Origin of the sequence: Photorhabdus australis DSM 17609 (assembly GCF_000711895.1) — a bacterium.
Classification (GTDB): domain Bacteria; phylum Pseudomonadota; class Gammaproteobacteria; order Enterobacterales; family Enterobacteriaceae; genus Photorhabdus; species Photorhabdus australis.
The window spans coordinates 108,544-131,251 of the sequence record NZ_JONO01000009.1; the positions used below are offsets into that span (position 1 = coordinate 108,544).

The window sequence follows — 22,708 nt, forward strand, 5'->3', positions numbered from 1 at the left end:
AGCACAAGGCTATCTGCTAATCGCAGATAGCCTTAATCAAATAAACAATTAATGCAATTTTAATCGTGGACGAATGACACGGTTAATTCCACCCACCAACATCATCAAGCCAGTTTTAATATAACCATGTAAAGCTACCTGATGCATACGATATAAAGAAATATAGACCGCACGCGCCACACGACCTTCTATCATCATTGAACCACGCATCAGATTACCCATCAGACTACCAACCGTACTGAATTTAGATAACGACACCAAAGAACCATGATCTTTATAAACATACTCTTTTAACGGACTGTTATTCAGCAACGCAATAATATTGCTATGACAACGGCTGGCCATTTGGTGAGCCGCCTGTGCTCTTGGTGGAACAAAACCACCCTCTTTCTTTGAGCATGATGCACAATCACCAATCGCAAAAATATGGTCATCAAGTGTCGTTTGCAATGTTGGTTTCACCACCAGCTGGTTAATCCGATTAGTTTCAAGACCTGCAATATCTTTCATAAAATCCGGTGCTTTGATACCAGCAGCCCATACCATTAGATCAGCTTTAATCAGCTCACCCTCTTTAGTATTCAATCCATATTCATCAGCACTCGTCACCATCGTTTTGGTCAATACCTGAACGCCAAGCTTTGTCAGCTCTTGATGTGCCGCAGAAGAAATACGTGTTGGCAGTGCTGGCAAAATACGCTCTCCAGCTTCGACTAACGTAACGTTTAACGCTTTTGAATTAAGTCCCTCGAAACCATAGCTGTTAAGCTGTTTTACTGCATTGTGTAATTCCGCCGACAATTCAACGCCCGTCGCACCACCACCAACAATAGCAATATTAACCTTATCCTTCTGAGCACCACTGGCAGAATACTTAAGGAACAGATTTAACATTTCATTATGGAAACGATGAGCTTGTTGCGGATTATCCAGGAAGATACAGTGATCTTTTACACCCTGCGTACCAAAATCATTGGACTTACTACCCAGAGCCATAACCAGAATGTCATAACTCAGTTCACGCTCAGGAACCAGTATCTCGTTATATTCATCCCGGATCTCAGCTAAAGAAATCTTTTTTGTATCACGGTGAATATCAGTTAAGGTTCCCAATTGGAAAGTGAAATAGTGGTTACGAGCATGAGCCAAATAACTCAATGCATCAACACCATCGTCCAGTGATCCTGTCGCGACTTCATGCAACAATGGCTTCCACAAATGGCTTTGGTTGCGATCCACCAGCACAATTTCAGCTTTCTTTTTTCGTCCCAACTTATGCCCCAGACTGGTTGCCAGTTCCAAACCACCAGCACCTCCACCAATGATCACAATTCTCTTCTTTGGTGTTGACATGACTACTCCACTAAAAATGCAAATCAAATGTTATCTAAGAATATTGTTTCAATATTCTTAGATAACATTTAGTTTGAAATAAATAACTGATGTGATAGTTACATAATATCACGGCTGGTTAATGGGTCATACCAAAATTGAACAACATCAAATTCTTTTGAATAAATAAACATCAATCACAAAAATTGTCAATTTATTTCCAGTTAGTTCGGTTCATCTCTCGTTTGTATCTCTTTCCTATTTACATGGAAAATAAAATATGCCAGCAAGAATAGGTCTTAAAAAAACTAATATCAAAGAAATTCCAAAATGTGTGACTACATTATGCACATAAAAAAGCGGGAAATTTTCCCGCATAATCAACATCGAATGTCATTTGTTTAGCAATAGAGCAAACATAAGATATGACTTTACAAATCACCGCACACAACTCTGCCATTTCTCATGTAAAGCGGTTAATGCTTTGTTAGCCTGCTGCCAGCGTTTTGAATCCTTTAACTCATTCAAACTGAATTGACCTCCCTGATGATACAATGCTGATACTTTCTCCGCTTTGGTCTGAGGCAAGTTATCAAGCACACTGACTGCCCCATCACGGTTGTTACATATCAGAATCATGTCACAGCCAGCATTCAATGCAGCCTGCCCACGTTCAGCGTAACTTCCCATAACTACTGCCCCCTCCATAGAAAGATCATCCGAAAATATCACGCCATTAAAGCCCAATTGCTGACGCAGTACTGATTTCAACCAATATGATGATCCGCTGGCTGGATATTTATCCACCTGAGAATAAATCACATGAGCCGGCATAATCGCATCCAACAAATTACGCTGGATAAAATCACGAAAAATAGACATGTCATGATGATAAATGAGTTCCAGCGGGCGATCATCGTGAGGCGTTTCTTTATGAGAGTCAGCACAGACAGTACCATGTCCCGGAAAGTGTTTACCCGTCGATTTCATACCAGCCGAATGCATACCTTTAATAAAGTGCTCTGCCATAATCGTGGCCTGTTCAAGATCTTTATGGAATGAACGCTCACCAATAGCCGCACACTGATGGCCTAAGTCCAGAACGGGGGCAAAACTGATGTCGATATCCATTGCAATCATTTCGGATGCCATTAACCAACCCGCTTCTTCCGCCAATTTCATGCCATTAAGGTTATCACCCAATCCAGCAAAAGACTGAGCCGCAGGTAAACGAGTGAAACCTTCACGGAAACGCTGAACTCTGCCACCTTCCTGATCAACAGCAATCACAAGACGATGACGGGAAGCCTTACGAATCTGACGGACTAATTCACCTAATTGCTCAACATCATGAAAATTACGGGTAAACAGAATTAAACCGCCCACTAATGGATGTTGCAAAATTTCCTTTTCTTCACTATCCAGCTCATAACTGACAACATCTAACATTACCGGACCCATAACATTCCTCACTTGTATTGTAAATATACCGCAATCAATGCAGCGTAATAGATTAAAACGTCAGACCAAAAGAGAGACGTAACCGCTGTGCTAATTCTAAAAATTGCCGATTGCTGCTCTGTTTCCAACGCACTTCAAACCACATTAAAAGCATATAATCAACCCAAGGTTGCCAACGTTTAATCTGTTGTTCCAATAATGTTCGATCCAGGTATCCCGATGGCTGACCACAATAATAGTTCAAAAACACCTGTTGCTGCGATCCATCCCAATCATTAGTCCGAAACAACGTGGCCAGTGCGAACCCAATATCTGTATCCGCTGCATATTCCCAGTCAATGAGTTTTAGTCCCTGATGCGTATTAATTAAATTACCGCAATGAACATCCATATGAACCGGTGACAATTTCAGTATTGAAGGCATTGGAGAGGAGATAAAACGTTTATGTAGCCGTAACCAGCAAGGAGTAAGGCGAGCTTTATCGATTTGCAACCACTGGCTTTCTAATTGATGCCGTAGTTGAAGTGGATAACCGAACAGAGGCTGATGATGCAAAGTGACCAATAGTGCCGCCAATTTTTGCAAAAAATCAGACTGAGAAAACTCATCTTGCCCAACGGTATAACCGGGTAACCATTCCAATAATAACCAATGGCGATCCATAGCAATCACTTGCGGAGCAATTTCTATCCGACTGAGATGGCGCAGAATAGCATTCTCACGTTGACGATTAACACCAAGCTGACTCCCTTGCTGTCCCTGTCTGCGACCGACAATATGGTATTCGCCATTAGTCGCATAATGGCTTTCATTTGTCATACCGCTTAGCGGTTTTATCTGCCAATCGTTTACTGTTGTATGAGGCCATTGCCTACACAACGCCTCTAATAAACAATCATGATTATTTAACGTCACCAACTCCCGACCAGAGAATCTCACCCGTTTGCACCAACATCAGTTGCATGACGATGTCACGCTTATCACTGTTACCTGAAACTATGGAATAGAGAACATAATCCGCACTCAAATAGCGAGCCAGGCCAATAGCCTTACTGCGTAATCCCAAGCTGTCTTCTTCAGACAGACCCAAAGATTGACGGGCGCTCTGTATCTGATTTGGGGAAACTAATTCAAAAACATTCTTGCTACTAACAGCCTGGCGCAAAGCCTCTGTTGCTTGCGTGGTTTGCAGCACGCCGTTGGTATTGTTCTTTACCGTATCAATTAACAATAACTTCCCATTTCCCAACCCATTAGTCTTAACCATTTGTTCTACTAATGGTTGCATCGTCCCTTCCCAGTCAACTATGCGCATTTTAGGCGGCTCTGGGACCTTATCAGGTGGTGATATCGGTTTTTCCTGTGAGGGCACAGGTTTTACCGGAGCTGGAGGCTCAGGCTGTTGCGGTGGTAAAGATGGACAACCAGCCAACAACATGACCGATAGTGCTACAAAAATAATTCTTTTCATCAATCTATTCCAATTACAGAGTTAAAAAACGGATAAATTCCTGCTGTGACACCCGCAATTGATTATCAGTTCAACCCAGTAATAAAATCAGTAGCATTCATTTGAATATCCGGGGTCATCCTGAACCGACTATTCCCCCGGATATCTGCCTATGTAAATAAATATGGATGCTTCACATTCACTTCGCCAGTAGTGGCCCTAAATGACAACCACCAATCAAATGCATGTGGATATGGTACACTACCTGCCCTGCATGGCGGTTACAGTTCATAATCAAACGATATCCATCTTCTGCAATACCTTCTTGTTCAGCAATTTTTGCGGCAACCGTCATTATTCGCCCCAGCACTAATTCATGTTCTGGCTTCACATCATTCACCGTTGGGATCAAAACATTTGGAACAATCAGAATATGCGTCGGTGCCTGCGGAGAAATATCACGAAATGCAGTGACCAAATCATCCTGATAAACAATATCAGAAGGGATTTCACGGCGGATAATTTTACTAAAAATAGTTTCTTCTGCCATCACATTTTCCTTTTATTTAAATAACACTGAGAGATATGAATGCTTACAAACCACAAGTTTAAGCTGATAGATCAGTTTTTATATATTTCAACATGAAATAGATCACAGAAATTCTGCGTGGTAACTTTAGCCATTTCCTCAATACTTACGCCTTTGAGCACAGCCATATATTCCGCTACATCACGCACGTATGCAGGCTGATTTTCTTTGCCACGATGTGGTACTGGCGCAAGATAAGGGGAATCAGTTTCAATCAAAATACGATCTAACGGTACATATCTTGCCGCTTCACGAATTTGCTCTGCATTGCGGAAAGTTACAATCCCAGAGAATGAAATATAGAAACCTAAATCCAGTAATTCCCTGGCGGTGTCTTTATCTTCGGTAAAACAGTGTAAAACACCACCGCATTCTTGTGCATGCTCTTCACGCAATACCCTCAAAGTGTCATCACGAGCACTACGGGTATGAACAATAACAGGCTTATTAAGCTTACGGCCAATACGAATATGTTCACGAAATGAAGTTCGCTGTAGTTCTGCGTTATCCTGTTGATAATAATAATCCAGCCCAGTTTCACCCAGAGCAACAACTTCATCACCGGCAGCTAAATGTGCCAATTCATCAAAATCATAGCCTTCATCCAAATTAAGTGGGTGAATACCGCAGGAAAACACAATATTCTCCCGTTCACCAATCAAAGTTTTCATTTGCCGGAAACCGGGTAGCGTCGTCGCTACTGCCAGCATGAATTTCACCTCCCGATCTGCCGCTTTTACAACAACATCATCCACATCTTTATGTAGATTTTCATAATCAAGGCAATCGAGATGACAGTGTGAATCAACTAACAACATATTAAACTCGTATACAAAAAGATTTCAGGGTTATGAATTAAACTGTTTTTCCCAATTGAGCAATTGCTCTGTTAGTAACAGCTCCCAGTTTACGCCCACTACTGAAAGTAGCTGATGACGGCAATATGTCCAATCATTAATATTTTGCAGTAAAACAGCAGTAGTATGCATGACACTCAATTGATAAATCAGCGTTTGTTGATCCTGATTGATACAATAACTCTGCGCCTGCCGCTGCCACTTGACCGCATCAAGTAATAAGCTGATAAGCCAATGAAGACATTGCGGCGCATTTTCGTGATTTAATTGGGGCAAAAGTGACAAAGCATCGCGTTTATCCAACGCCTGTTCAATAGCCTGACAAAACTGTTTCCGTATCTGCCATTGCTCCGGTTGCAGTAACCGCTCCGCCGCAACAGGCGCTCCTTGAGACAGTTTCAATGCAGTCATTGCATCATTCGAAGAAATTGAAGGCAACTGTTTTTGTAGCCAATAAAGACTGATCTCCGCCTGGGGTACAGGAAGAAAATAATAAAAACAACGGCTGCGCAAAGTTGCCAGAAGGCGGGTTGGTTGCTGGCATTCCAAAAGAAAATAGGTATATTCTGGTGGTTCTTCCAGTGTTTTCAATAATGCATTGGCAGCCGCATCTGTCAAACCTTCGGCTGAAGGTAACCACACAATTTTTACACCGCCTTGCTGGGAGCGGCGATAAAGTGTTTCCGTAATCTGACGTACCATTTCAACACCGATACTGGTTTTACCCTTTTCCGGTGACATAATATGCCAATCTGGATGAGTTTCTGCCATCATCAGACGGCAGCTATGACACTCCCCACAACTTTTCATCTCCTGTTTATTCTGGCACATCAACCAACGGCTTAATCCATATATCAATACATCAGCCCCTGTTCCTGCATTAGCATGGAGCAATAAAGCGTGATGGCCGCGGCCTTGCTGATGAGACTCCACCAACTGACGATATGCCTGACTAAGCCATGGATACCAGTTCATCAGCAATTTTCCTGCTGTTTCAACCATTGCTCAAGTACCAGGCAAATATCTGCTTGTACCCGATCTATTGGTTGGGAAGCGTCAACTGTCACAATACTCTTATCCTGCGCCGCAAATTCCAGATAACAAGTGCGAGTACGATCAAAGAAATCTATCGACTCTTTTTCAATTCTGTCTAATTCTCCACGCTGACAAGCTCGTAACAAACCAACTTGAGGAGGAAGGTCAAGATAAATAGTCAGATCAGGACGAAAACTACCAAGGACGGTATCACGCAACGAGGTCATCAAGTTTTTATCAATACCACGCCCACCTCCCTGATAAGCCTGAGAAGAAAGATCATGACGATCACCAACAACCCATGCACCACGAGCCAAAGCAGGTTTAATCACATTTTCAACCAATTGAACCCTGGCTGCATATAACATCAGCACTTCTGCTTTATCCGTCAGAGGTTCATCTTCAATACCTTGCTTAATCAACTCACGCAGCTTTTCCGCCAGCGGTGTTCCTCCCGGTTCGCGGGTAAAAACTAAATCTTGAATACCGTGCTGCTTCAATAGTGCAACGACCGTTTTCATCGCTGAGGTTTTTCCGGCGCCTTCCAGCCCTTCAATAACAATAAATTTGCTGTTCATTTGCCTTGTCTTAATCCCTGCCGGTAAATATTCACCGCCCTGTTATGTGCAGCCAGATTGGTCGTGAAAGTATGACCACCTTTACCATCCGCCACAAAATAAAGAAATTCAGTTTTTGCTGGATGCGCGGCAGCTTTTATCGAAGCAAGACCGGGCATAGCAATTGGTGTTGGCGGTAAGCCATTGATCATATAAGTATTGTATGGCGTCAACGTGGTTAAATCTTTACGAAAAATAGTACCTCTATATTTCTCACCTAAACCATAGATCACCGTCGGATCAGTTTGTAGCCGCATATTCATCCGCAAGCGGTTAATAAATACAGAAGCAACTTTTGTTCTCTCCGCTTCAATACTTGTTTCTTTCTCAATTATCGACGCCATGATCAACATTTCATAAGCATTTTTATAGGGCAGGTCTTTAGCACGACCTTTCCATTCTTCTTCGAGCGTCATTTTCATCTGTCGGTATGCCCGTTTCAGTAACGCTACATCGCTTGTACCTGCCGTGTAGAGATAAGTATCAGGATAGAGCCATCCTTCTAAAGTATCAGTATCCTTGATACCCAGAATCTCAGCTAATTCCTGAACACCTTTATCATCCAGTTCATGCTTAAGATATTCAGACTGTTGTAGTATTTTCCACCAATCAGACAAACGGCTGCCTTCAACAAAACGGACCGTGAACTGTGCCTCTTTACCACTGGAGAATAATTGCAACATTTCCCGCAAAGTCATTTCTCGGGTTAACTGGTAAGTACCCGCTTTAAACTCGGCAAGTTTTGGCTCCAGCCTTAATAACCAAGGGAAAATATGACTATCTTTAATCAAACTATCCTGAATCAGTAATGTTTCTAAACCATAACGGCCAATACCTGCTGGTAAAGTAAATATTCGATTTTGTTTAATTGCGAGTGTTTGATCTGCAAATTTTTCAACTTTTTTATAACCAGCATAAAGTAATATTGCTACCGTAAAGACTATCGAAGCCAATAAGGCAAAAAGACATTTTTTCCGTTTCATCAATTAATCTAATCACCTAAACACAGCGTAAATTACAACTTCAGACATTCAGGAAGCAAATATTCATACAGCTCCCTTGACTGATATTTCCATGCAGGCCGATTTTCATGCGCCTGAATTTCGCTGACAGGTATCACCGGCATTAAAGAATTACAGACTATCACTTCGTCTGCACAAGCCAATGTCTCAGGATAATGGTTTATACAGGACAGGTAATAATCACTTTCTGATAGTAACTGCATTATTCTTTCCCGCATCACTCCTTCAACGCCACTACTCTGCAAGTCAGGAGTATACACATATTTCCCTTTGCGCCAGAAAATGTTTGCAGTACAACATTCGATCAACAAACCATCTGTATCAAGTACCAAAGCTTCATCGGCATTTGATTTTTCGATAAACGATTTAATCAATACTTGTTCCAATCGGTTAAGATGTTTAATTCCAGCAAGATAGGGATTTATCCCCATAGGTATTGGACTAAGTACTAAGGAAAGCCCTTTCTCGCGCTGTCTCAGATAGTGTTCAGGATAAGGGCTGAGAAATAAAATCTGATTTGGTTGTGTAAATCCTTGAGTGCTGTAACCACGCCCCCCAGTTCCACGAGAAAGGATGACCTTGAGTACTCCCTGCTCAGAAGTAGAAGCAATCTGCTTTATATGGCTTTCAAGCCGTTGCCAATCAGGTTGTGGAAGATGTAACTTTTCAACTCCTTTTTGTAATCTTTTAATATGCAATGACAACAAGGCAACTTGTCCCTGTTCTATTTTTGCTGTTGTGAAACAACCATCACCAAATTGAACTGAACGATCATTTACAGGCAAATAGTCACACGGCTCTCCATTAATCCAATACATACGATTTTATTCTTAATTACTCAAAAGAGGCATTTCAGCTAACCTATCAAGAAAAAGTATCATAGTATATAGCTGTTATGAGTGCAAAAATGCCCGTAGAAACTGAAATTGCTATAAAAAAGCCCCAATAATTATTAAGTTATTGGAGCTTTTTATGCTGTTGCCTTAAAGTATTTACAAAATCATACCTAGAGGGATCTTAACTAGCACGTATTTGTAACATCAAGCTTTACAGGTCAATAAAGTTTATATCTTACGGAAAATCAGTGAACCGTTCGTACCACCAAAGCCGAAAGAGTTACACAGTGCATATTCCATACCTTCTACTTTACGGGATTCATTAGGAACAAAATCCAGACGGCAATTTTCATCCTGATTTTCCAGATTGATAGTAGGTGGAACAATCTGATCACGCAGGGCCAAAATTGTGAAAATAGATTCCACTGCACCAGCTGCGCCCAGTAAATGACCAGTCATTGACTTGGTTGAGCTGACTAAAACATCAGTACCTTTACCAAATACTGCTTCGACGGCATGGGCTTCAGCTAAGTCACCCGCTGGTGTTGAAGTACCGTGTGCATTGATATATCCGACTTGTTCAGTGGTAATACCAGCATCTTTTAAAGCATTTTCCATCGCTAACGCAGCACCAGCACCATTTTCTGGTGGCGACGTCATATGGTAGGCATCACTGCTCATACCAAAACCTACGATTTCTGCATAAATCTTCGCACCACGTTTCTTAGCGTGCTCGTATTCTTCCAGAACCAAAATACCGGCGCCATCTCCCAGAACAAAACCATCACGGCCTTTATCCCATGGGCGGCTTGCACTCTGAGGATCATCATTACGAGTAGACAAAGCACGGGCAGCACCAAATCCACCAACCCCCAGAGGAGTACTGGCTTTTTCCGCACCACCTGCCAACATAATGTCAGCATCATTGTAAGCAATTATACGAGCTGCATGACCGATATTATGTACTCCTGACGTACATGCTGTAGCAATAGAAATGCTTGGGCCACGTAAACCGTAAATAATACTCAGATGACCTGCTACCATATTTACAATCGTAGAAGGCACAAAGAATGGGCTGATCTTACGGGGACCATTAGCCACCAATGCGCCATGATTTTCCTCAATAAGACCCAAACCACCAATACCAGAACCAATAGCAGCACCAAAACGACTAGCATTGGCTTCTGTTACTTCGATTCCGGAATCTTCAATGGCTTGCATACCTGCTGCAATACCATATTGAATGAAATCATCCATTTTTCGCGCATCTTTGCGCGAAATGTTAAAATCTTCATGATTAAAATCTTTAACCAGACCAGCAAATTTAGTTGCATGGTGACTGGTGTCAAAATGGTCAATCAGGCTGATACCACTCTGTCCGGCACAAACAGCTTTCCAAGAAGATTCAGCTGTATTACCGACAGGAGATAACATGCCTAGTCCGGTCACAACTACTCGACGCTTAGACACGCTTATCCTCCAGGGAGGGAAATAGATTTAGGGCAGAAACATAGGCGGTCGAATGACCGCCTAGGTGTGTTCACTTATTTGCTTTCGTTCTGGACGTAATCAATAGCTGCCTGAACTGTAGTGATTTTTTCTGCTTCTTCGTCTGGAATCTCGATATCAAACTCTTCTTCCAGAGCCATTACCAGTTCAACTGTGTCAAGAGAATCAGCGCCCAAGTCATCAACAAAAGAAGCTGAATTAACAACTTCTTCCTCTTTAACACCTAGCTGTTCAACGATGATTTTTTTAACGCGTTCTTCAATAGTGCTCATGCTATTAAATTTCCTATCAAAATTCGCTTTCGCGATGGTTTTCGTAGTTTATAAAATACAGGAAAAGATGCAACCAAATCCCGGCTGGTCGAACCACAATCTTGCTCTATTTTGCGTTATCTAACACAAAAAATGCAACTGGTTCGCTCATTTTTTAGCTCATATACATGCCGCCATTGACATGTATTGTTTCACCTGTGATGTAGGCTGCCTCATCAGAAGCTAAGAAAGCCACAGCACTGGCAATTTCTTTCACATCCCCAAGTCGTTTAGTCGGTATGTCCTTCGAAAAGCTTTCTAACTGCTCGTCTGGCAATGCTCTGAGCATATCGGTTTCGATAAGCCCTGGCGCGACAACGTTAACCGTTATACCACGGGAAACAACTTCACGAGCCAATGTTTTACTGAAACCAATAAGTCCGGCTTTCGCTGCCGCATAGCTCGCTTGACCTGGGTTACCTATTGCTCCAACAACAGAACCGATAGAAATGATACGGCCATAACGTTTTTTTATCATAGAACGCATTGCCGCTTTTGACATACGGAAAACGGAAGAAAGATTAGTGTCAATAACATTTTGCCACTCATCATCTTTTATGCGCATCACCAAGTTATCACAAGTAATGCCGGCATTATTAACTAATATGTCAATTTCACCAAACTCTGTACGAACGGTGGACATAACCTGTTCAATAGATGCCTGATCAGTAACATTCAGCACAAACCCCTTGCCCTTTTCACCAAGGTAAGCACTGATGACCTCAGCGCCTTTTTCACTCGTTGCTGTACCAATAACACAGGCTCCACGTTCAGCTAATAACTCAGCAATTGCACGACCGATTCCGCGGCTAGCACCTGTTACCAGTGCAATTTTTCCATCTAATCTCATGTTATTCCTCAATTATTTTCCAATGCGGTTGCTAATGAAATTGTGTCATTAACCGCTGCTGCGCTTAAAGTATCGACAATTCGTTTAGTCAAACCTGTCAAAACCTTACCTGGCCCTATTTCTAATAGCTGTCCGACACTCTGTCCAGCAATAAATTCAACTGTTTCCGTCCAACGGACAGGATTATAGAGTTGTCGTACCAGTGCATCACGGATAGCTTCAGCAGATTGTTCTATTTTCACATCAACATTGTTTACCACTGGGAACTGAGGATGACTAAATTCAATTCCGTTCAAAACAACTGCCAACTTATCTGCGGCTGGTTTCATCAGTGCGCAATGGGATGGTGCACTGATTGCCAAAGGCAGTGCACGTTTCGCGCCTGCGGCCTTGCATGCAACACCAGCACGTTCTACAGCCTCTTTCTCACCTGCAATAACAACCTGTCCAGGTGAATTAAAGTTAACAGGAGAAACAATTTGCCCCTGAGCTGCTTCTTTACAGGCTCTGTCAATAGATTCATTATCCAAGCCAATAATTGCATACATTGCACCAGTGCCTTCGGGCACAGCCTCTTGCATCAATTTGCCACGCAGTTCAACAAGTTCAATCGCCTGTTTGAAATCAATGACACCTGCGCAAACCAATGCAGAATATTCACCTAGGCTATGTCCTGCCATCAGTGCTGGCGCTTTTCCACCTTTTTCCTGCCAAACCCGCCAAATAGCAACTGAAGCTGCTAGTAATGCGGGTTGGGTTTGCCATGTTTTATTCAGTTCTTCTGCCGGCCCCTGCTGAACCAAGGCCCAAAGATCATATCCCAGCACATCAGATGCTTCAGCAAAAGTGTGTTCCACAACAGGGAACTCTGCGGCCAAATCGGCCAACATACCAAGGGATTGAGAACCTTGGCCAGGAAATACCATTGCAAATTCAGACATGTTCATTTTCCTGTCAAATTAAAAACGTATCAGTGCTGAACCCCAGGTAAGGCCCCCACCAAAAGCTTCAATCAAAATCAACTGGCCACGCTTAATCCGGCCATCGCGTACCGCCTCATCAAATGCAGTGGGTACCGATGCCGCAGAAGTATTACCATGACGATCCAACGTCACTACGACTTTATCCATAGTCATGTGTAACTTTTTAGCTGTCGCTGCAATAATACGTAAATTAGCCTGATGAGGTACCAGCCAATCCAACGCACTATGCGATAAATTATTTGCTTCTAATGTTTCATCAACCAAATTAGCCAATTCACGAACTGCGATTTTAAATACTTCATTACCAATCATGCTGGCATATGCCGGCTTTTTCAGATTCCTGCGATCCTGATGAGGCAACACCAATAATTCACCATAACCACCGTTTGCATGAAGGTGAGTTGAAAGAATTCCAGGTTCATCAGAGGCACCGACTACCATAGCACCCGCGCCATCACCAAACAGAACAAGTGTTCCGCGATCTTCTGGATCAAGTGTTCTGGTAATAGAATCAGAACCGATAACCAACGCATATTTTGCAGCACCGGTTTTTATAAACTTGTCAGCAATACCCAGTGCATAAGCAAAACCAGAGCAAGCGGCAGAAATATCAAAAGCAGCTGAATTTTGGGTCCCCAACATGTACTGAATTTGGCACGCAGAACTTGGGAAAGCATGACTGGATGAAGCCGTTGCCACAATGATTAAATCAATCTTATCTTTATCAATGCCCGACATTTCAATTGCTTTTTCAGCAGCCCTAAAGCCCATGATAGCAACAGTTTCATCATCGGTAGCAATACGACGTTCACGGACACCTGTGCGGGTAACAATCCACTCGTCAGAGGTATCCACCATTTTTTCTAAATCAGCATTAGTGCGTACTTGCGCAGGCAGATAACTACCTGTACCTAAAATTTTTGTATACATGTATGTTCAGTCACTCTTGGGTAATGCTGTTTCCAGGCGTGCAGCGATTCTATCAGGAACCTGCCTTTCAACGGCCTGAACAGCCTGTTCGATTGCGGCTTTAAACGCATGTTCATTAGCCGCCCCATGGCTCTTGATTACTATTCCATATAATCCTAACAGACATGCGCCATTATATTGGTCAGGGTTCAAGTGACCGAAGCGTTTTGTCATCCGTTTTTGCAACCACTTCTCGACTATCTTTAACAACCAGGAAAATTGTTTCTTTTGCCCATCCGATGATTTAAGCAGGGATAAAATAACCCTGATTGCTCCTTCCAGCGTTTTCAACGTTACGTTACCTGCGAAGCCGTCACACACCAATACATCAGTTTCACCTGTTAGCAATTGATCGCCTTCTAGATAACCAATGTAATTCATTGTTGAAATGCTTTTTAAAATAGTGGCGGCTTCGCGGATATTATCAAGCCCTTTACTCTCTTCTGTACCGATGTTTAGTAATGCTACCCGAGGATTAGCCACACCCACGACTTCCTCTGCCATTACTGAACCCATAATGGCGAATTGCACAAGCATACTGCTATCGCAATTAACATTGGCCCCCAAGTCCAACACCAAAGTGCCCTGCTGTTTCAGGTTTGGTAATACTGTCATCAAAGCAGGTCTTTCGATGCCATCAATAGATTTTAGCATCAATTTGGCCAAACCCATCAATACTCCAGTATTCCCAGCACTGACACACGCCTGCGCCTCACCAGATTTAACTAAATCCAGTGCAACTCGCATTGATGTTCCGCGACTAGCACGAATTGCCTGCGACAATTTAGCATCATTAGCTACAACCTGTTCGGCAGGCACCACTTGTAAACGGCTGAGTAGCTCAGCATCGGCATTTACAAGCAAAGGAGAAATGATATCGGGAAGCCCAACTAACAATAATTTCAGTTTTGGATTAGATGCCAGTGCCTGCAATGCAGCAGGCACCGTAACGCGAGGACCAAAGTCCCCGCTCATGGCATCTAACGCTACAGTCAGATTAGTCAAGGTATCTACTTGCTAAATGACTAGCGGAGATTATTTGTTGATGACCTTGCGGCCACGGTAGTAGCCATCAGCAGTCACATGGTGACGCAGGTGAGTTTCACCAGAAGTTTTGTCTACAGATAATAATGGTGCAGTCAGTGCATCATGAGAACGACGCATACCACGTTTAGAACGAGTTGGTTTATTCTGTTGTACGGCCATTGACCTTACTCCTTAAGTACTTTTCTTTAAGCTGGCTAATACGGCAAATGGGTTTGGTTTTTCAGCCTCTGGAGGTAATTCACCAAACACCATTTCCGCGTCGGACACTTCACAGTGTTCAGAATCATGTACCGGGACCACCGGCAGAGAAAGAATTATTTCATCTTCAATCATCGCCAGCAAATCTATTTCGCCAAATCCATCAACGTCAATTGGCTCATACTCTTCCGGTAATGCTTCAGCCTGTTCATCATTGACGACCGGGCTAAAACAATATGTTATGTGAACGTGATGGCTGAAATTACCGCCACAACGCTGGCACTCAAGAGTGACATCCACATCGGAATGCCCACGCACAACTGCCAGACGTTGATTATCTATCTGAAACGATAAAACGCTGTCTACATCATTGTCCACGCTAACCACAGATTCCGCTATACGCAAAACTTGCTCAGGTGAATAACTACCGTTGTAGTCTAATCGTTTCTGAGCTGCGCGGAGCGCATCAATGGTCAGGGGTAATTTTACCTTTTGCATAAGGCGCGCATATTATCTTTGTAATGAGATATAGTCAAAGAAAAAGGCCACACATCTGCACCTTTCCACCAAATATTCGCTTATTAAGCAATGATTAGTTTAAAATGCCTACAATTATTTCGCCATGTATTTTAGAAAAATTATGACACAAATCATTTTAGCCTCCACATCTGTTTACCGCCGTATGTTACTGGAAAAACTCCATCTACCCTTTATATGCGTGGCTCCCGAGGTGAATGAAACACCTCAAGTTAATGAAAACGCAGAACAACTCGTTATACGTCTGGCACAAACTAAAGCTCAGTCATTACAAGCAAAATATTCTCAGCATTTAATTATTGGTTCTGATCAAGTTTGTGTTATTAACAACGAAATTACCGGCAAACCACATAGTTTCGAGAATGCATTTAAACAATTACGACAAGCTAGTGGTCATTGCGTCACCTTTTATACAGGTGTTTCTCTCTTTAATAGCAAAACAGGGGTTATAGATACCCGTTGTGAATTATTCAATGTTCATTTCAGGGAACTCACTAATGATGAAATCTGGGCTTATTTGAAAGCAGAAGAACCTCTTAATTGTGCCGGAAGCTTTAAAAGCGAAGGATTAGGAATCACTTTATTTGAACGTCTTGAGGGGAAAGATCCGAATACGCTTATCGGCTTACCATTAATTACACTGACTGAATTATTAATCCGCCAGGGGATAAATCCACTGACGGCTACATGTTAATTTAATTACGTACAGTTTGACGCAACATTTTTATGCAAGAGTGTAATTGTCCATCCATCGGCGCTTCAAGACGTAATGTCTCCCCTGTCGAGGGATGGGTAAATTTCAACGCACTCGCATGTAAAAATAGGCGATTGAGGCCCATATCTGATAGCTGCGAATCAAAAGTCTTGTCGCCATAACGATCATCAAAAGCAATCGGATGACCTGCATATTGAGCATGAACACGTATTTGATGAGTCCGGCCGGTTATTGGACTGGCTCTCACTAGCGTTGCATTAGTAAAGCGCTCTTCAATTTTAAAACGTGTTTCAGAAGGTTTACCTTCACCACTCACTTTCACAATCCGTTCACCGCTTTGCAAAATATTTTTCAGTAATGGGGCCTGAACAACCTTACAATGTGATTGCCATTGCCCCCGTACCAACGCCAGATAATCCTTTTGCATCTGTTTAAGCCGTAATTGTTCATGCAAAGCCCGTAAAACTGAGCGTTTCTTCGCAATCAATAAAATTCCAGATGTATCACGATCTAAACGGTGAACCAGTTCAAGGAATTTTGCCTCCGGGCGCAAAACCCGCAACCCTTCAATAACACCAAAACTTAAACCGCTACCTCCATGCACAGCTGTACCGGAAGGTTTATTAATCACCAGAATGTGGTCGTCTTCATATAAGATACAATCACCCAGTGCAGCCACTTTATGCAGTTTAGCTGAAACCGCTACCTCTTGCCGTTCTGCAACCCGAACAGGCGGAATTCTCACTACATCTCCCGCAGACAATTTATACTCAGGTTTTACCCTGCCTTTATTTACCCGGACTTCGCCCTTACGTACAATCCGGTAAATCATACTCTTAGGAACACCCTTCAAACGCGCTAATAGAAAGTTATCAACACGTTGTCCAGCTTCATCGTCATCAATAGTGACAAATTGTACAATTTGATTATTCGTTTTCATGATAGAGATTTTAATTACCCCTCAAGCGAAGCGCTACCCATTTTTAAATATGAATAAAAATTACGCATACTTTCCCCCTGTCGCCTTTTCCTCTTTAAGACAAAGACCAAATATTAACTATTTATTCATATTTCATCAGAAAAAGCTCCTAAAGACATAAAGTCACCTTGCTATCACCCCAACAGCAATGGAATAATGCGCAAGCACCATCAGTTTTTTAATTCTAGATGGCGAAGTTGAATGTTTGATCTTTGTTTGATTGCACAAAAACGCAGCAATGGCGTAAGACGTACTGGGGAATCAAATAATTAGCGGGCTACGGGTAGCAGCTTACTAGAATTGGAGTAAATCTGCTTCATTTATATTTGCGGATTATTCCTGGGAAAAGCGCTGTTTTTTAAGTGAAAATTCAGGCTCACCGAAAATATGCGTCTCTATACAAGCGACAACCGGGAGGTTGGCGGATTTGTAAAAGACACGAGACCGTCGGTTACTAGTAGCTCATCTATATTTGCCCGTAGCTCTATAACTAATGTAAAAATAATGAGTAAGTTACAATGAAAAGAATGCTAATCAACGCAACTCAACAAGAAGAGTTGCGTGTTGCTCTGGTTGATGGGCAACGCCTTTATGATTTGGATATCGAAAGTCCAGGACACGAGCAAAAAAAAGCAAATATCTACAAAGGTAAAATCACCCGAATTGAACCTAGTCTGGAAGCCGCTTTTGTTGACTATGGAGCTGAAAGGCATGGTTTCCTTCCTATTAAAGAAATAGCCCGCGAATACTTCCCTAATAACTACCATCCTCATGGTCGCCCTAATATCAAAGATGTTCTGAAGGAGGGCCAGGAAGTTATCGTTCAAGTCGATAAAGAAGAGCGTGGTAATAAAGGGGCTGCATTAACAACGTTTATCAGTTTAGCTGGCAGTTATCTGGTTCTAATGCCTAACAATCCCCGCGCTGGCGGTATTTCTCGCCGCATCGAAGGTGATGACCGCACAGAACTGAAAGAAGCCCTAGCATCTTTAGAAGTCCCGGAAGGTATGGGGCTAATCGTTCGTACCGCTGGCGTTGGTAAATCCGCAGAAGCACTACAGTGGGATTTGTCATTCCGTCTCAAGCACTGGGAAGCTATTAAAAAAGCTGCCGAAAGTCGTTCTGCTCCATTCTTAATCCATCAGGAAAGTAATGTTATCGTCCGTGCTTTCCGTGACTACCTACGACCAGATATTGGTGAAATATTAATCGACAATCCCAAGATTCTCGACCTCGCACGTCAACATATCACTGCGCTTGGCCGCCCAGATTTCACCAGCAAAATCAAACTATACAGTGGAGAAGTTCCTCTATTTAGTCATTATCAGATTGAATCACAGATTGAATCTGCGTTTCAGCGTGAAGTTCGCCTGCCATCAGGTGGTGCCGTAGTTATCGATACCACAGAAGCGTTAACAGCGATTGATATTAACTCTTCCCGTGCAACACGTGGAGGTGACATTGAAGAGACCGCTTTTAACACTAATCTCGAAGCCGCAGATGAAATTGCCCGTCAGTTACGCTTGCGTGACTTAGGCGGTCTAATTGTTATCGACTTTATCGATATGACACCAGTACGCCATCAACGTGAAGTAGAAAACCGCCTGCGTGATGCAGTCCGTCAAGATCGTGCTCGTATTCAGATTGGTCGTATTTCCCGCTTTGGCCTGCTGGAGATGTCCCGTCAGCGTTTGAGCCCATCACTGGGTGAATCCAGTCATCATGTTTGTCCGCGTTGCAGCGGCACCGGTACTATTCGTGATAACGAATCTCTATCATTGTCCATCTTACGTCTGATTGAAGAAGAAGCCCTGAAAGAGAACACGCATCAAGTACATGCTATTGTTCCGGTACAAATTGCGTCATATCTGTTAAACGAAAAACGCCAGGCGGTCAGTGCAATTGAACGCCGTCAGGGAGATGTTGGAGTCGTGATCGTTCCTAACGATCAAATGCAAACCCCGCACTTCTCTGTTCTACGTGTGCGTAAAGGTGAAGAGGTTTCTACCTTGAGTTATCTACTGCCCCAGTTTCATGAAACTGGCGCGGCAAATCCCCAAGAAGATATCCAGCCTGAACGTAAACGTCCTGAGCAACCTGCTATTTCTGCTTTCGCTTTATCAACTGATGAGCCAACCCAGCAATCATCAAGTAAAGCAAAAGAGAAAAAACCTAACCAACCTACTCAGGTTAAAACGGAACAACCTGGTTTATTAAGCCGTTTCTTGACTGCCTTGAAGAAAATATTCAGTACAGAAGAAGAAACGATACCAAGAAAAGACAATAAATCGTCTGGACATGATAACCGCCGCTTTTCTGAGCGACGAAATCAGCGCCGCCAGCATTCACGTAAAGATCGTGATGATAATAACCTGCGTGATGAGCAACGTAATAACCGTGATCGTGACGAACAACGGAAAAATCGTCATGCTCAGCAAAAAAATGGTGTTCAAGACAACAACACCGTAAATACAACAGCTCGTGAAACCCAGCAACAGCAACGTCGTGAGCAACGAGCAGAACGTCAACGCCGTCGTCAGGAAGAAAAACGTCAACAGCAACTGGAAACCAATAAACCAGACATCGTTGAACATGAGGTTGAAGAATGCCAGCCGGTTATTCCGCGCCGCCAGCGCCGTCAGCTTGAACAAAAAATCCGTATCACCGATGAAGTGAAAGAAAAGACAGTTGCCACTTCCTTGCCGCTACCAACACCTGTTGTCACGGAAGAACAATTACCAATACCAATTGAAACAACACAGGTTGAAACAGTTCAACCACAGCAACCGCTTGAAAATCAAGACAACGTTATGCCACGTCGCTCCCGCCGTTCACCTCGTCATCTGCGTGTCAGTGGCCAGCGCCGTCGCCGTTACCGTGATGAAAGAAATCTGCCTCAATCGCCGGTACCATTATCTATGGCGGTTGCCTCACCGGAAATGGCTTCTGGTAAAGTTTGGGTTCGTTATCCAGTGGTCCCTGTTTCCAGCGATATTCCTGAGAAAACTTTTGACTCTGAGCAAAAAATCGTTGAGCAACAGAATAAATCTCTACCAATGATAGTGACAGAAACAGTACCTGCCGTGGTCATTGCAACAGAGCCTGAACAAACCATCACTGACTTGCCTAAGGTGGAAGAAGTACTACAAGCTCATGCTGCTCAGGATGCAATCGAACCGGAAGCAACCTTTGCAGCAGAAAACAATGTTGTTTTGCAACAAACTGAATCAGCGCTGCAAGAATCAACAGCGATTGAACCTGTTGCAATAACACCAATTACTACTGAATTCGAACAACAATCTCAGGCAATAGAAATTGTCGTTCCTAAAGAAATTTCAGAAGTGGCTATTGTTGAAGAAAGTGAGGCTGAAACAATTAAACAACCTGTTTCTATCGTCAAAAGTCATTACGCTTATGCACCAATGACCAGAGCACCAGCCCCAGAGATAACTGAACAATCTGTTGTTATCAACGAGTGGCAACGGCCTTCTTCGAATTTCGAAGGGAAAGGAGGCGCGGGAGGCCATTCAGCGACTAACACAGCCACTTCCCCGATGGCTAAACCTCAATTTTTCGAATAACAACATTATTTACTATTAGCAGAATGGCTCTTTTTCAGGAGCCATTTTTTTGCCACTCACCCCACAAAAATCCTCATTATTAATTTTATTCCACCTACATAAGGTTTAGATTGCACGGTTACCATCCTGTTGGTTTATTTACTTAATCTGGAGAATATTCTATGAAACCGTGGCTCATTTTTGGTGCAGGCAGTGGGGTTGGACGCCATTTAGTCGCTATCGCATTGCAACAAAAACGCCCCGTAATTGCACTTATCCGCAATTCCCAACAAGCTTGCGAGCTTAGAGATGTAGGTGTCAGAGTGATACACGGTGATGCCTGTGATGCTGGAAATGTTGAGCAAGCAATTCAGAATGCAAGCTCACAAGCAATCGTGTTTTCTACTATTGGTGGGGTTGATTCAGATCTCCTGGGTAATACAACTATCATTGATGCTATTGAAAAAGCAGGAATAACACGTATGTTACTTGTCACATCAATAGGTTGTGGAGAAAGTTGGCAAACCTTGTCACCCAGAGCCAAATCATTATTTGGTCAGTCTGTCAGACGTAAATCAATGGCAGAAAGCTACCTTCAGACCAGTTCTCTAAATTATACAATTATTCGCCCAGGTGGATTAACAGACAAACCAGGAACAGGCCATTGCCAACGATATCAAGATGATATTCACGGTATGGTAAGTCGCAAAGATGTTGCACATGAACTGGCAGTAATGGCAGAAGAAGAATCTTCATACCAACAGATTTATGCCTTAGTCGATCCAGAACTTAAGCCCGATTGGGCTATTACATAATCGATTAAGGAATAACCACGCATTAATGCGTGGTTATCTGATGATATTACTTGAGCTCACCTATTGTCTTAAGCTTTTTGGACAATTCACGGCGCTCTTTGGAGAGATCCGCATTTTTAATGATGTGATCGTCTATACGGTCTTCATAGTCACTACGCATATTCATAATAATGCTCTGGATATCCTCAATTGACATACCCGGCTTGATATATTCACTCAGGTTATCAAGCAATAAAACACGTTTCTGGTTATCACGTATTTTCTTTTCATTGTCTGCTATTTCGCGCTGTAACTTATTCTTACGACGAAACATACGCACAAACTCCAACACATTCTGAAATGACGGCTTATTTACATTGTCCATTTTCTTACCTTTATTCAACCTAAACATACAGATTATAAATCTAATTACACAATACAGGTTAAAACCGTTAATAGACAAGCTAGTTTCTATTCTTTATTGGTTTTAATTGGTTACAGAAACCTGCCAGCTTCTTGCTGAACACTTCAGCACACTGAATCGTTCGAAAAAAACTGTCTGCTACAAATGAATAACAAACAGTCAATCCTTCTCTGAGAGAAGCCCAAATTCTTTCTTCCCTCACCTCTCCATTTCTTACCATAACAGCTCTCAAGCACGATGAACGTCAGAACTGGCTGAAAACCAAATGACAGATCTATTGGAAGAAAAATTTCTATACGTATAAATGACAATTAACTCTATCCCTATTTCATACATATCAGAAAATTAAAATAATAATAAATCATTTAAAAACCAATAAAATTAAAACTAACTTCATAAAATATCATTATTAAAGTTTTAAATAAGAGATAAATATCCTCCACAGTATTCCATATGTTTTAAGACGAATGCGTTATAAATTCCCCTATAAAATACATAAAAAAACCATTTAAACAAAAAACTATAACAAATAAAAAATATTAGTTTATTAGTTTATTAGTTTATTAGTTTATTAGTTTATTAGTTTATTAGTTTATTAGTTTATTAGTTTATTAGTTTATTAGTTTATTAGT

Annotated in this window: 23 protein-coding genes; 3 read left to right on the plus strand and 20 right to left on the minus strand. The window is 42.3% G+C overall.

Going from position 1 to position 22,708, the window contains the following annotated elements:
• Nucleotides 1-48 precede the first annotated feature (48 nt).
• From BO26_RS04840 to yceD, 18 genes are all read right to left on the minus strand, one after another.
• A complete protein-coding gene (locus BO26_RS04840) occupies nt 49-1,353 on the minus strand; it encodes an NAD(P)/FAD-dependent oxidoreductase (protein WP_036769379.1) in 1,305 nt (434 codons plus the stop codon).
• Between the two features lie 417 nt (nt 1,354-1,770).
• The gene (gene nagZ / locus BO26_RS04845; protein ID WP_036769380.1) at nt 1,771-2,793 is read right to left on the minus strand and encodes a beta-N-acetylhexosaminidase; all 1,023 of its coding nucleotides are present in this window, start codon (nt 2,791-2,793) and stop codon (nt 1,771-1,773) included.
• 52 nt (nt 2,794-2,845) lie between these two features.
• Nucleotides 2,846-3,709, minus strand: coding sequence for a thiamine kinase (thiK, locus tag BO26_RS04850; RefSeq protein WP_036769381.1), 864 nt, complete (start codon nt 3,707-3,709; stop codon nt 2,846-2,848).
• Complete coding sequence (gene lpoB, locus BO26_RS04855) at nt 3,696-4,265, minus strand: penicillin-binding protein activator LpoB (protein WP_036769382.1); 570 nt, start codon at nt 4,263-4,265, stop codon at nt 3,696-3,698. Before lpoB ends, thiK begins: the two co-directional genes overlap by 14 nt.
• 178 nt (nt 4,266-4,443) lie before the next feature.
• The gene (gene hinT, locus BO26_RS04860) at nt 4,444-4,794 is read right to left on the minus strand and encodes a purine nucleoside phosphoramidase (RefSeq protein WP_036769383.1); all 351 of its coding nucleotides are present in this window, start codon (nt 4,792-4,794) and stop codon (nt 4,444-4,446) included.
• 71 nt (nt 4,795-4,865) lie between these two features.
• Nucleotides 4,866-5,651, minus strand: coding sequence for a metal-dependent hydrolase (locus BO26_RS04865; protein WP_036769384.1), 786 nt, complete (start codon nt 5,649-5,651; stop codon nt 4,866-4,868).
• A gap of 30 nt (nt 5,652-5,681) precedes the next feature.
• Nucleotides 5,682-6,665 carry a DNA polymerase III subunit delta' gene (gene holB, locus BO26_RS04870; RefSeq protein WP_036769442.1) on the minus strand — a complete coding sequence of 328 codons (984 nt, stop codon included), beginning with the start codon at nt 6,663-6,665 and terminating at the stop codon, nt 5,682-5,684.
• Nucleotides 6,665-7,303 (minus strand): dTMP kinase, encoded by a 639-nt coding sequence (gene tmk / locus BO26_RS04875; protein WP_036769385.1) that lies wholly within the window; start codon nt 7,301-7,303, stop codon nt 6,665-6,667. Before tmk ends, holB begins: the two co-directional genes overlap by 1 nt.
• Nucleotides 7,300-8,325, minus strand: a complete 1,026-nt coding sequence (gene mltG / locus BO26_RS04880) for an endolytic transglycosylase MltG (RefSeq protein WP_036769386.1) — start codon at nt 8,323-8,325, stop codon at nt 7,300-7,302. The genes tmk and mltG overlap by 4 nt, the downstream gene beginning before the upstream one ends.
• A 32-nt stretch (nt 8,326-8,357) precedes the next feature.
• Entirely contained in the window at nt 8,358-9,182 is an 825-nt protein-coding gene (gene pabC, locus BO26_RS04885) for an aminodeoxychorismate lyase (protein ID WP_036769387.1), read from the minus strand.
• Nucleotides 9,183-9,428: 246 nt separating this feature from the next.
• On the minus strand, nt 9,429-10,670 hold the full coding sequence (gene fabF / locus BO26_RS04890; protein ID WP_036769388.1) for a beta-ketoacyl-ACP synthase II: 1,242 nt from the start codon (nt 10,668-10,670) through the stop codon (nt 9,429-9,431).
• 74 nt (nt 10,671-10,744) lie between these two features.
• Complete coding sequence (acpP, locus tag BO26_RS04895; RefSeq protein WP_015833846.1) at nt 10,745-10,981, minus strand: acyl carrier protein; 237 nt, start codon at nt 10,979-10,981, stop codon at nt 10,745-10,747.
• A gap of 154 nt (nt 10,982-11,135) precedes the next feature.
• Nucleotides 11,136-11,870, minus strand: coding sequence for a 3-oxoacyl-ACP reductase FabG (fabG, locus tag BO26_RS04900; RefSeq protein WP_036769389.1), 735 nt, complete (start codon nt 11,868-11,870; stop codon nt 11,136-11,138).
• 8 nt (nt 11,871-11,878) lie between these two features.
• Nucleotides 11,879-12,811, minus strand: coding sequence for an ACP S-malonyltransferase (gene fabD / locus BO26_RS04905; RefSeq protein WP_036769391.1), 933 nt, complete (start codon nt 12,809-12,811; stop codon nt 11,879-11,881).
• Between the two features lie 18 nt (nt 12,812-12,829).
• Nucleotides 12,830-13,783, minus strand: a complete 954-nt coding sequence (locus tag BO26_RS04910) for a beta-ketoacyl-ACP synthase III (protein WP_036769393.1) — start codon at nt 13,781-13,783, stop codon at nt 12,830-12,832.
• A gap of 6 nt (nt 13,784-13,789) precedes the next feature.
• Complete coding sequence (gene plsX / locus BO26_RS04915; RefSeq protein ID WP_072023214.1) at nt 13,790-14,827, minus strand: phosphate acyltransferase PlsX; 1,038 nt, start codon at nt 14,825-14,827, stop codon at nt 13,790-13,792.
• 30 nt (nt 14,828-14,857) lie between these two features.
• Nucleotides 14,858-15,028, minus strand: coding sequence for a 50S ribosomal protein L32 (gene rpmF, locus BO26_RS04920; RefSeq protein ID WP_011147057.1), 171 nt, complete (start codon nt 15,026-15,028; stop codon nt 14,858-14,860).
• A gap of 12 nt (nt 15,029-15,040) precedes the next feature.
• A complete protein-coding gene (gene yceD / locus BO26_RS04925) occupies nt 15,041-15,565 on the minus strand; it encodes a 23S rRNA accumulation protein YceD (protein ID WP_036769396.1) in 525 nt (174 codons plus the stop codon).
• Nucleotides 15,566-15,707: 142 nt separating this feature from the next.
• Between yceD and BO26_RS04930 the strand changes: the two genes are divergently transcribed.
• A complete protein-coding gene (locus BO26_RS04930; RefSeq protein WP_036769398.1) occupies nt 15,708-16,298 on the plus strand; it encodes a Maf family protein in 591 nt (196 codons plus the stop codon).
• Nucleotide 16,299: 1 nt separating this feature from the next.
• Here the strand turns inward: BO26_RS04930 and rluC are convergent, their stop codons facing one another.
• Nucleotides 16,300-17,259 (minus strand): 23S rRNA pseudouridine(955/2504/2580) synthase RluC, encoded by a 960-nt coding sequence (gene rluC, locus BO26_RS04935; protein ID WP_036769399.1) that lies wholly within the window; start codon nt 17,257-17,259, stop codon nt 16,300-16,302.
• Nucleotides 17,260-17,816: 557 nt separating this feature from the next.
• Here rluC and rne point away from each other — a divergent pair.
• Together rne and BO26_RS04945 are read left to right on the plus strand one after the other, a co-directional pair.
• Entirely contained in the window at nt 17,817-20,879 is a 3,063-nt protein-coding gene (gene rne / locus BO26_RS04940; RefSeq protein ID WP_036769400.1) for a ribonuclease E, read from the plus strand.
• A gap of 161 nt (nt 20,880-21,040) precedes the next feature.
• Entirely contained in the window at nt 21,041-21,673 is a 633-nt protein-coding gene (locus tag BO26_RS04945; RefSeq protein WP_036769402.1) for an SDR family oxidoreductase, read from the plus strand.
• Nucleotides 21,674-21,719: 46 nt separating this feature from the next.
• Here BO26_RS04945 and tmaR read toward each other — a convergent pair whose 3' ends face one another.
• Nucleotides 21,720-22,037: a PTS system regulator TmaR gene (gene tmaR / locus BO26_RS04950; RefSeq protein ID WP_036769403.1), complete on the minus strand. Its 318-nt coding sequence runs from the start codon at nt 22,035-22,037 to the stop codon at nt 21,720-21,722.
• Nucleotides 22,038-22,708 lie beyond the last annotated feature (671 nt).

Bases quoted from the DNA above. Each gene is read 5' to 3' on its own strand.
- mltG (WP_036769386.1), bottom strand. From the start codon at position 8,325: ATGAAACGGAAAAAATGTCTTTTTGCCTTATTGGCTTCGATAGTCTTT.
- rne (WP_036769400.1), top strand. From the start codon at position 17,817: ATGAAAAGAATGCTAATCAACGCAACTCAACAAGAAGAGTTGCGTGTT.
- fabD (WP_036769391.1), bottom strand. From the start codon at position 12,811: ATGTCTGAATTTGCAATGGTATTTCCTGGCCAAGGTTCTCAATCCCTT.
- rluC (WP_036769399.1), bottom strand. From the start codon at position 17,259: ATGAAAACGAATAATCAAATTGTACAATTTGTCACTATTGATGACGAT.
- hinT (WP_036769383.1), bottom strand. From the start codon at position 4,794: ATGGCAGAAGAAACTATTTTTAGTAAAATTATCCGCCGTGAAATCCCT.
- BO26_RS04865 (WP_036769384.1), bottom strand. From the start codon at position 5,651: ATGTTGTTAGTTGATTCACACTGTCATCTCGATTGCCTTGATTATGAA.
- acpP (WP_015833846.1), bottom strand. From the start codon at position 10,981: ATGAGCACTATTGAAGAACGCGTTAAAAAAATCATCGTTGAACAGCTA.
- BO26_RS04910 (WP_036769393.1), bottom strand. From the start codon at position 13,783: ATGTATACAAAAATTTTAGGTACAGGTAGTTATCTGCCTGCGCAAGTA.
- pabC (WP_036769387.1), bottom strand. From the start codon at position 9,182: ATGTATTGGATTAATGGAGAGCCGTGTGACTATTTGCCTGTAAATGAT.
- holB (WP_036769442.1), bottom strand. From the start codon at position 6,665: ATGAACTGGTATCCATGGCTTAGTCAGGCATATCGTCAGTTGGTGGAG.
- fabG (WP_036769389.1), bottom strand. From the start codon at position 11,870: ATGAGATTAGATGGAAAAATTGCACTGGTAACAGGTGCTAGCCGCGGA.
- rpmF (WP_011147057.1), bottom strand. From the start codon at position 15,028: ATGGCCGTACAACAGAATAAACCAACTCGTTCTAAACGTGGTATGCGT.
- BO26_RS04840 (WP_036769379.1), bottom strand. From the start codon at position 1,353: ATGTCAACACCAAAGAAGAGAATTGTGATCATTGGTGGAGGTGCTGGT.
- BO26_RS04945 (WP_036769402.1), top strand. From the start codon at position 21,041: ATGAAACCGTGGCTCATTTTTGGTGCAGGCAGTGGGGTTGGACGCCAT.
- yceD (WP_036769396.1), bottom strand. From the start codon at position 15,565: ATGCAAAAGGTAAAATTACCCCTGACCATTGATGCGCTCCGCGCAGCT.
- nagZ (WP_036769380.1), bottom strand. From the start codon at position 2,793: ATGGGTCCGGTAATGTTAGATGTTGTCAGTTATGAGCTGGATAGTGAA.
- tmk (WP_036769385.1), bottom strand. From the start codon at position 7,303: ATGAACAGCAAATTTATTGTTATTGAAGGGCTGGAAGGCGCCGGAAAA.
- tmaR (WP_036769403.1), bottom strand. From the start codon at position 22,037: ATGGACAATGTAAATAAGCCGTCATTTCAGAATGTGTTGGAGTTTGTG.
- BO26_RS04930 (WP_036769398.1), top strand. From the start codon at position 15,708: ATGACACAAATCATTTTAGCCTCCACATCTGTTTACCGCCGTATGTTA.
- lpoB (WP_036769382.1), bottom strand. From the start codon at position 4,265: ATGAAAAGAATTATTTTTGTAGCACTATCGGTCATGTTGTTGGCTGGT.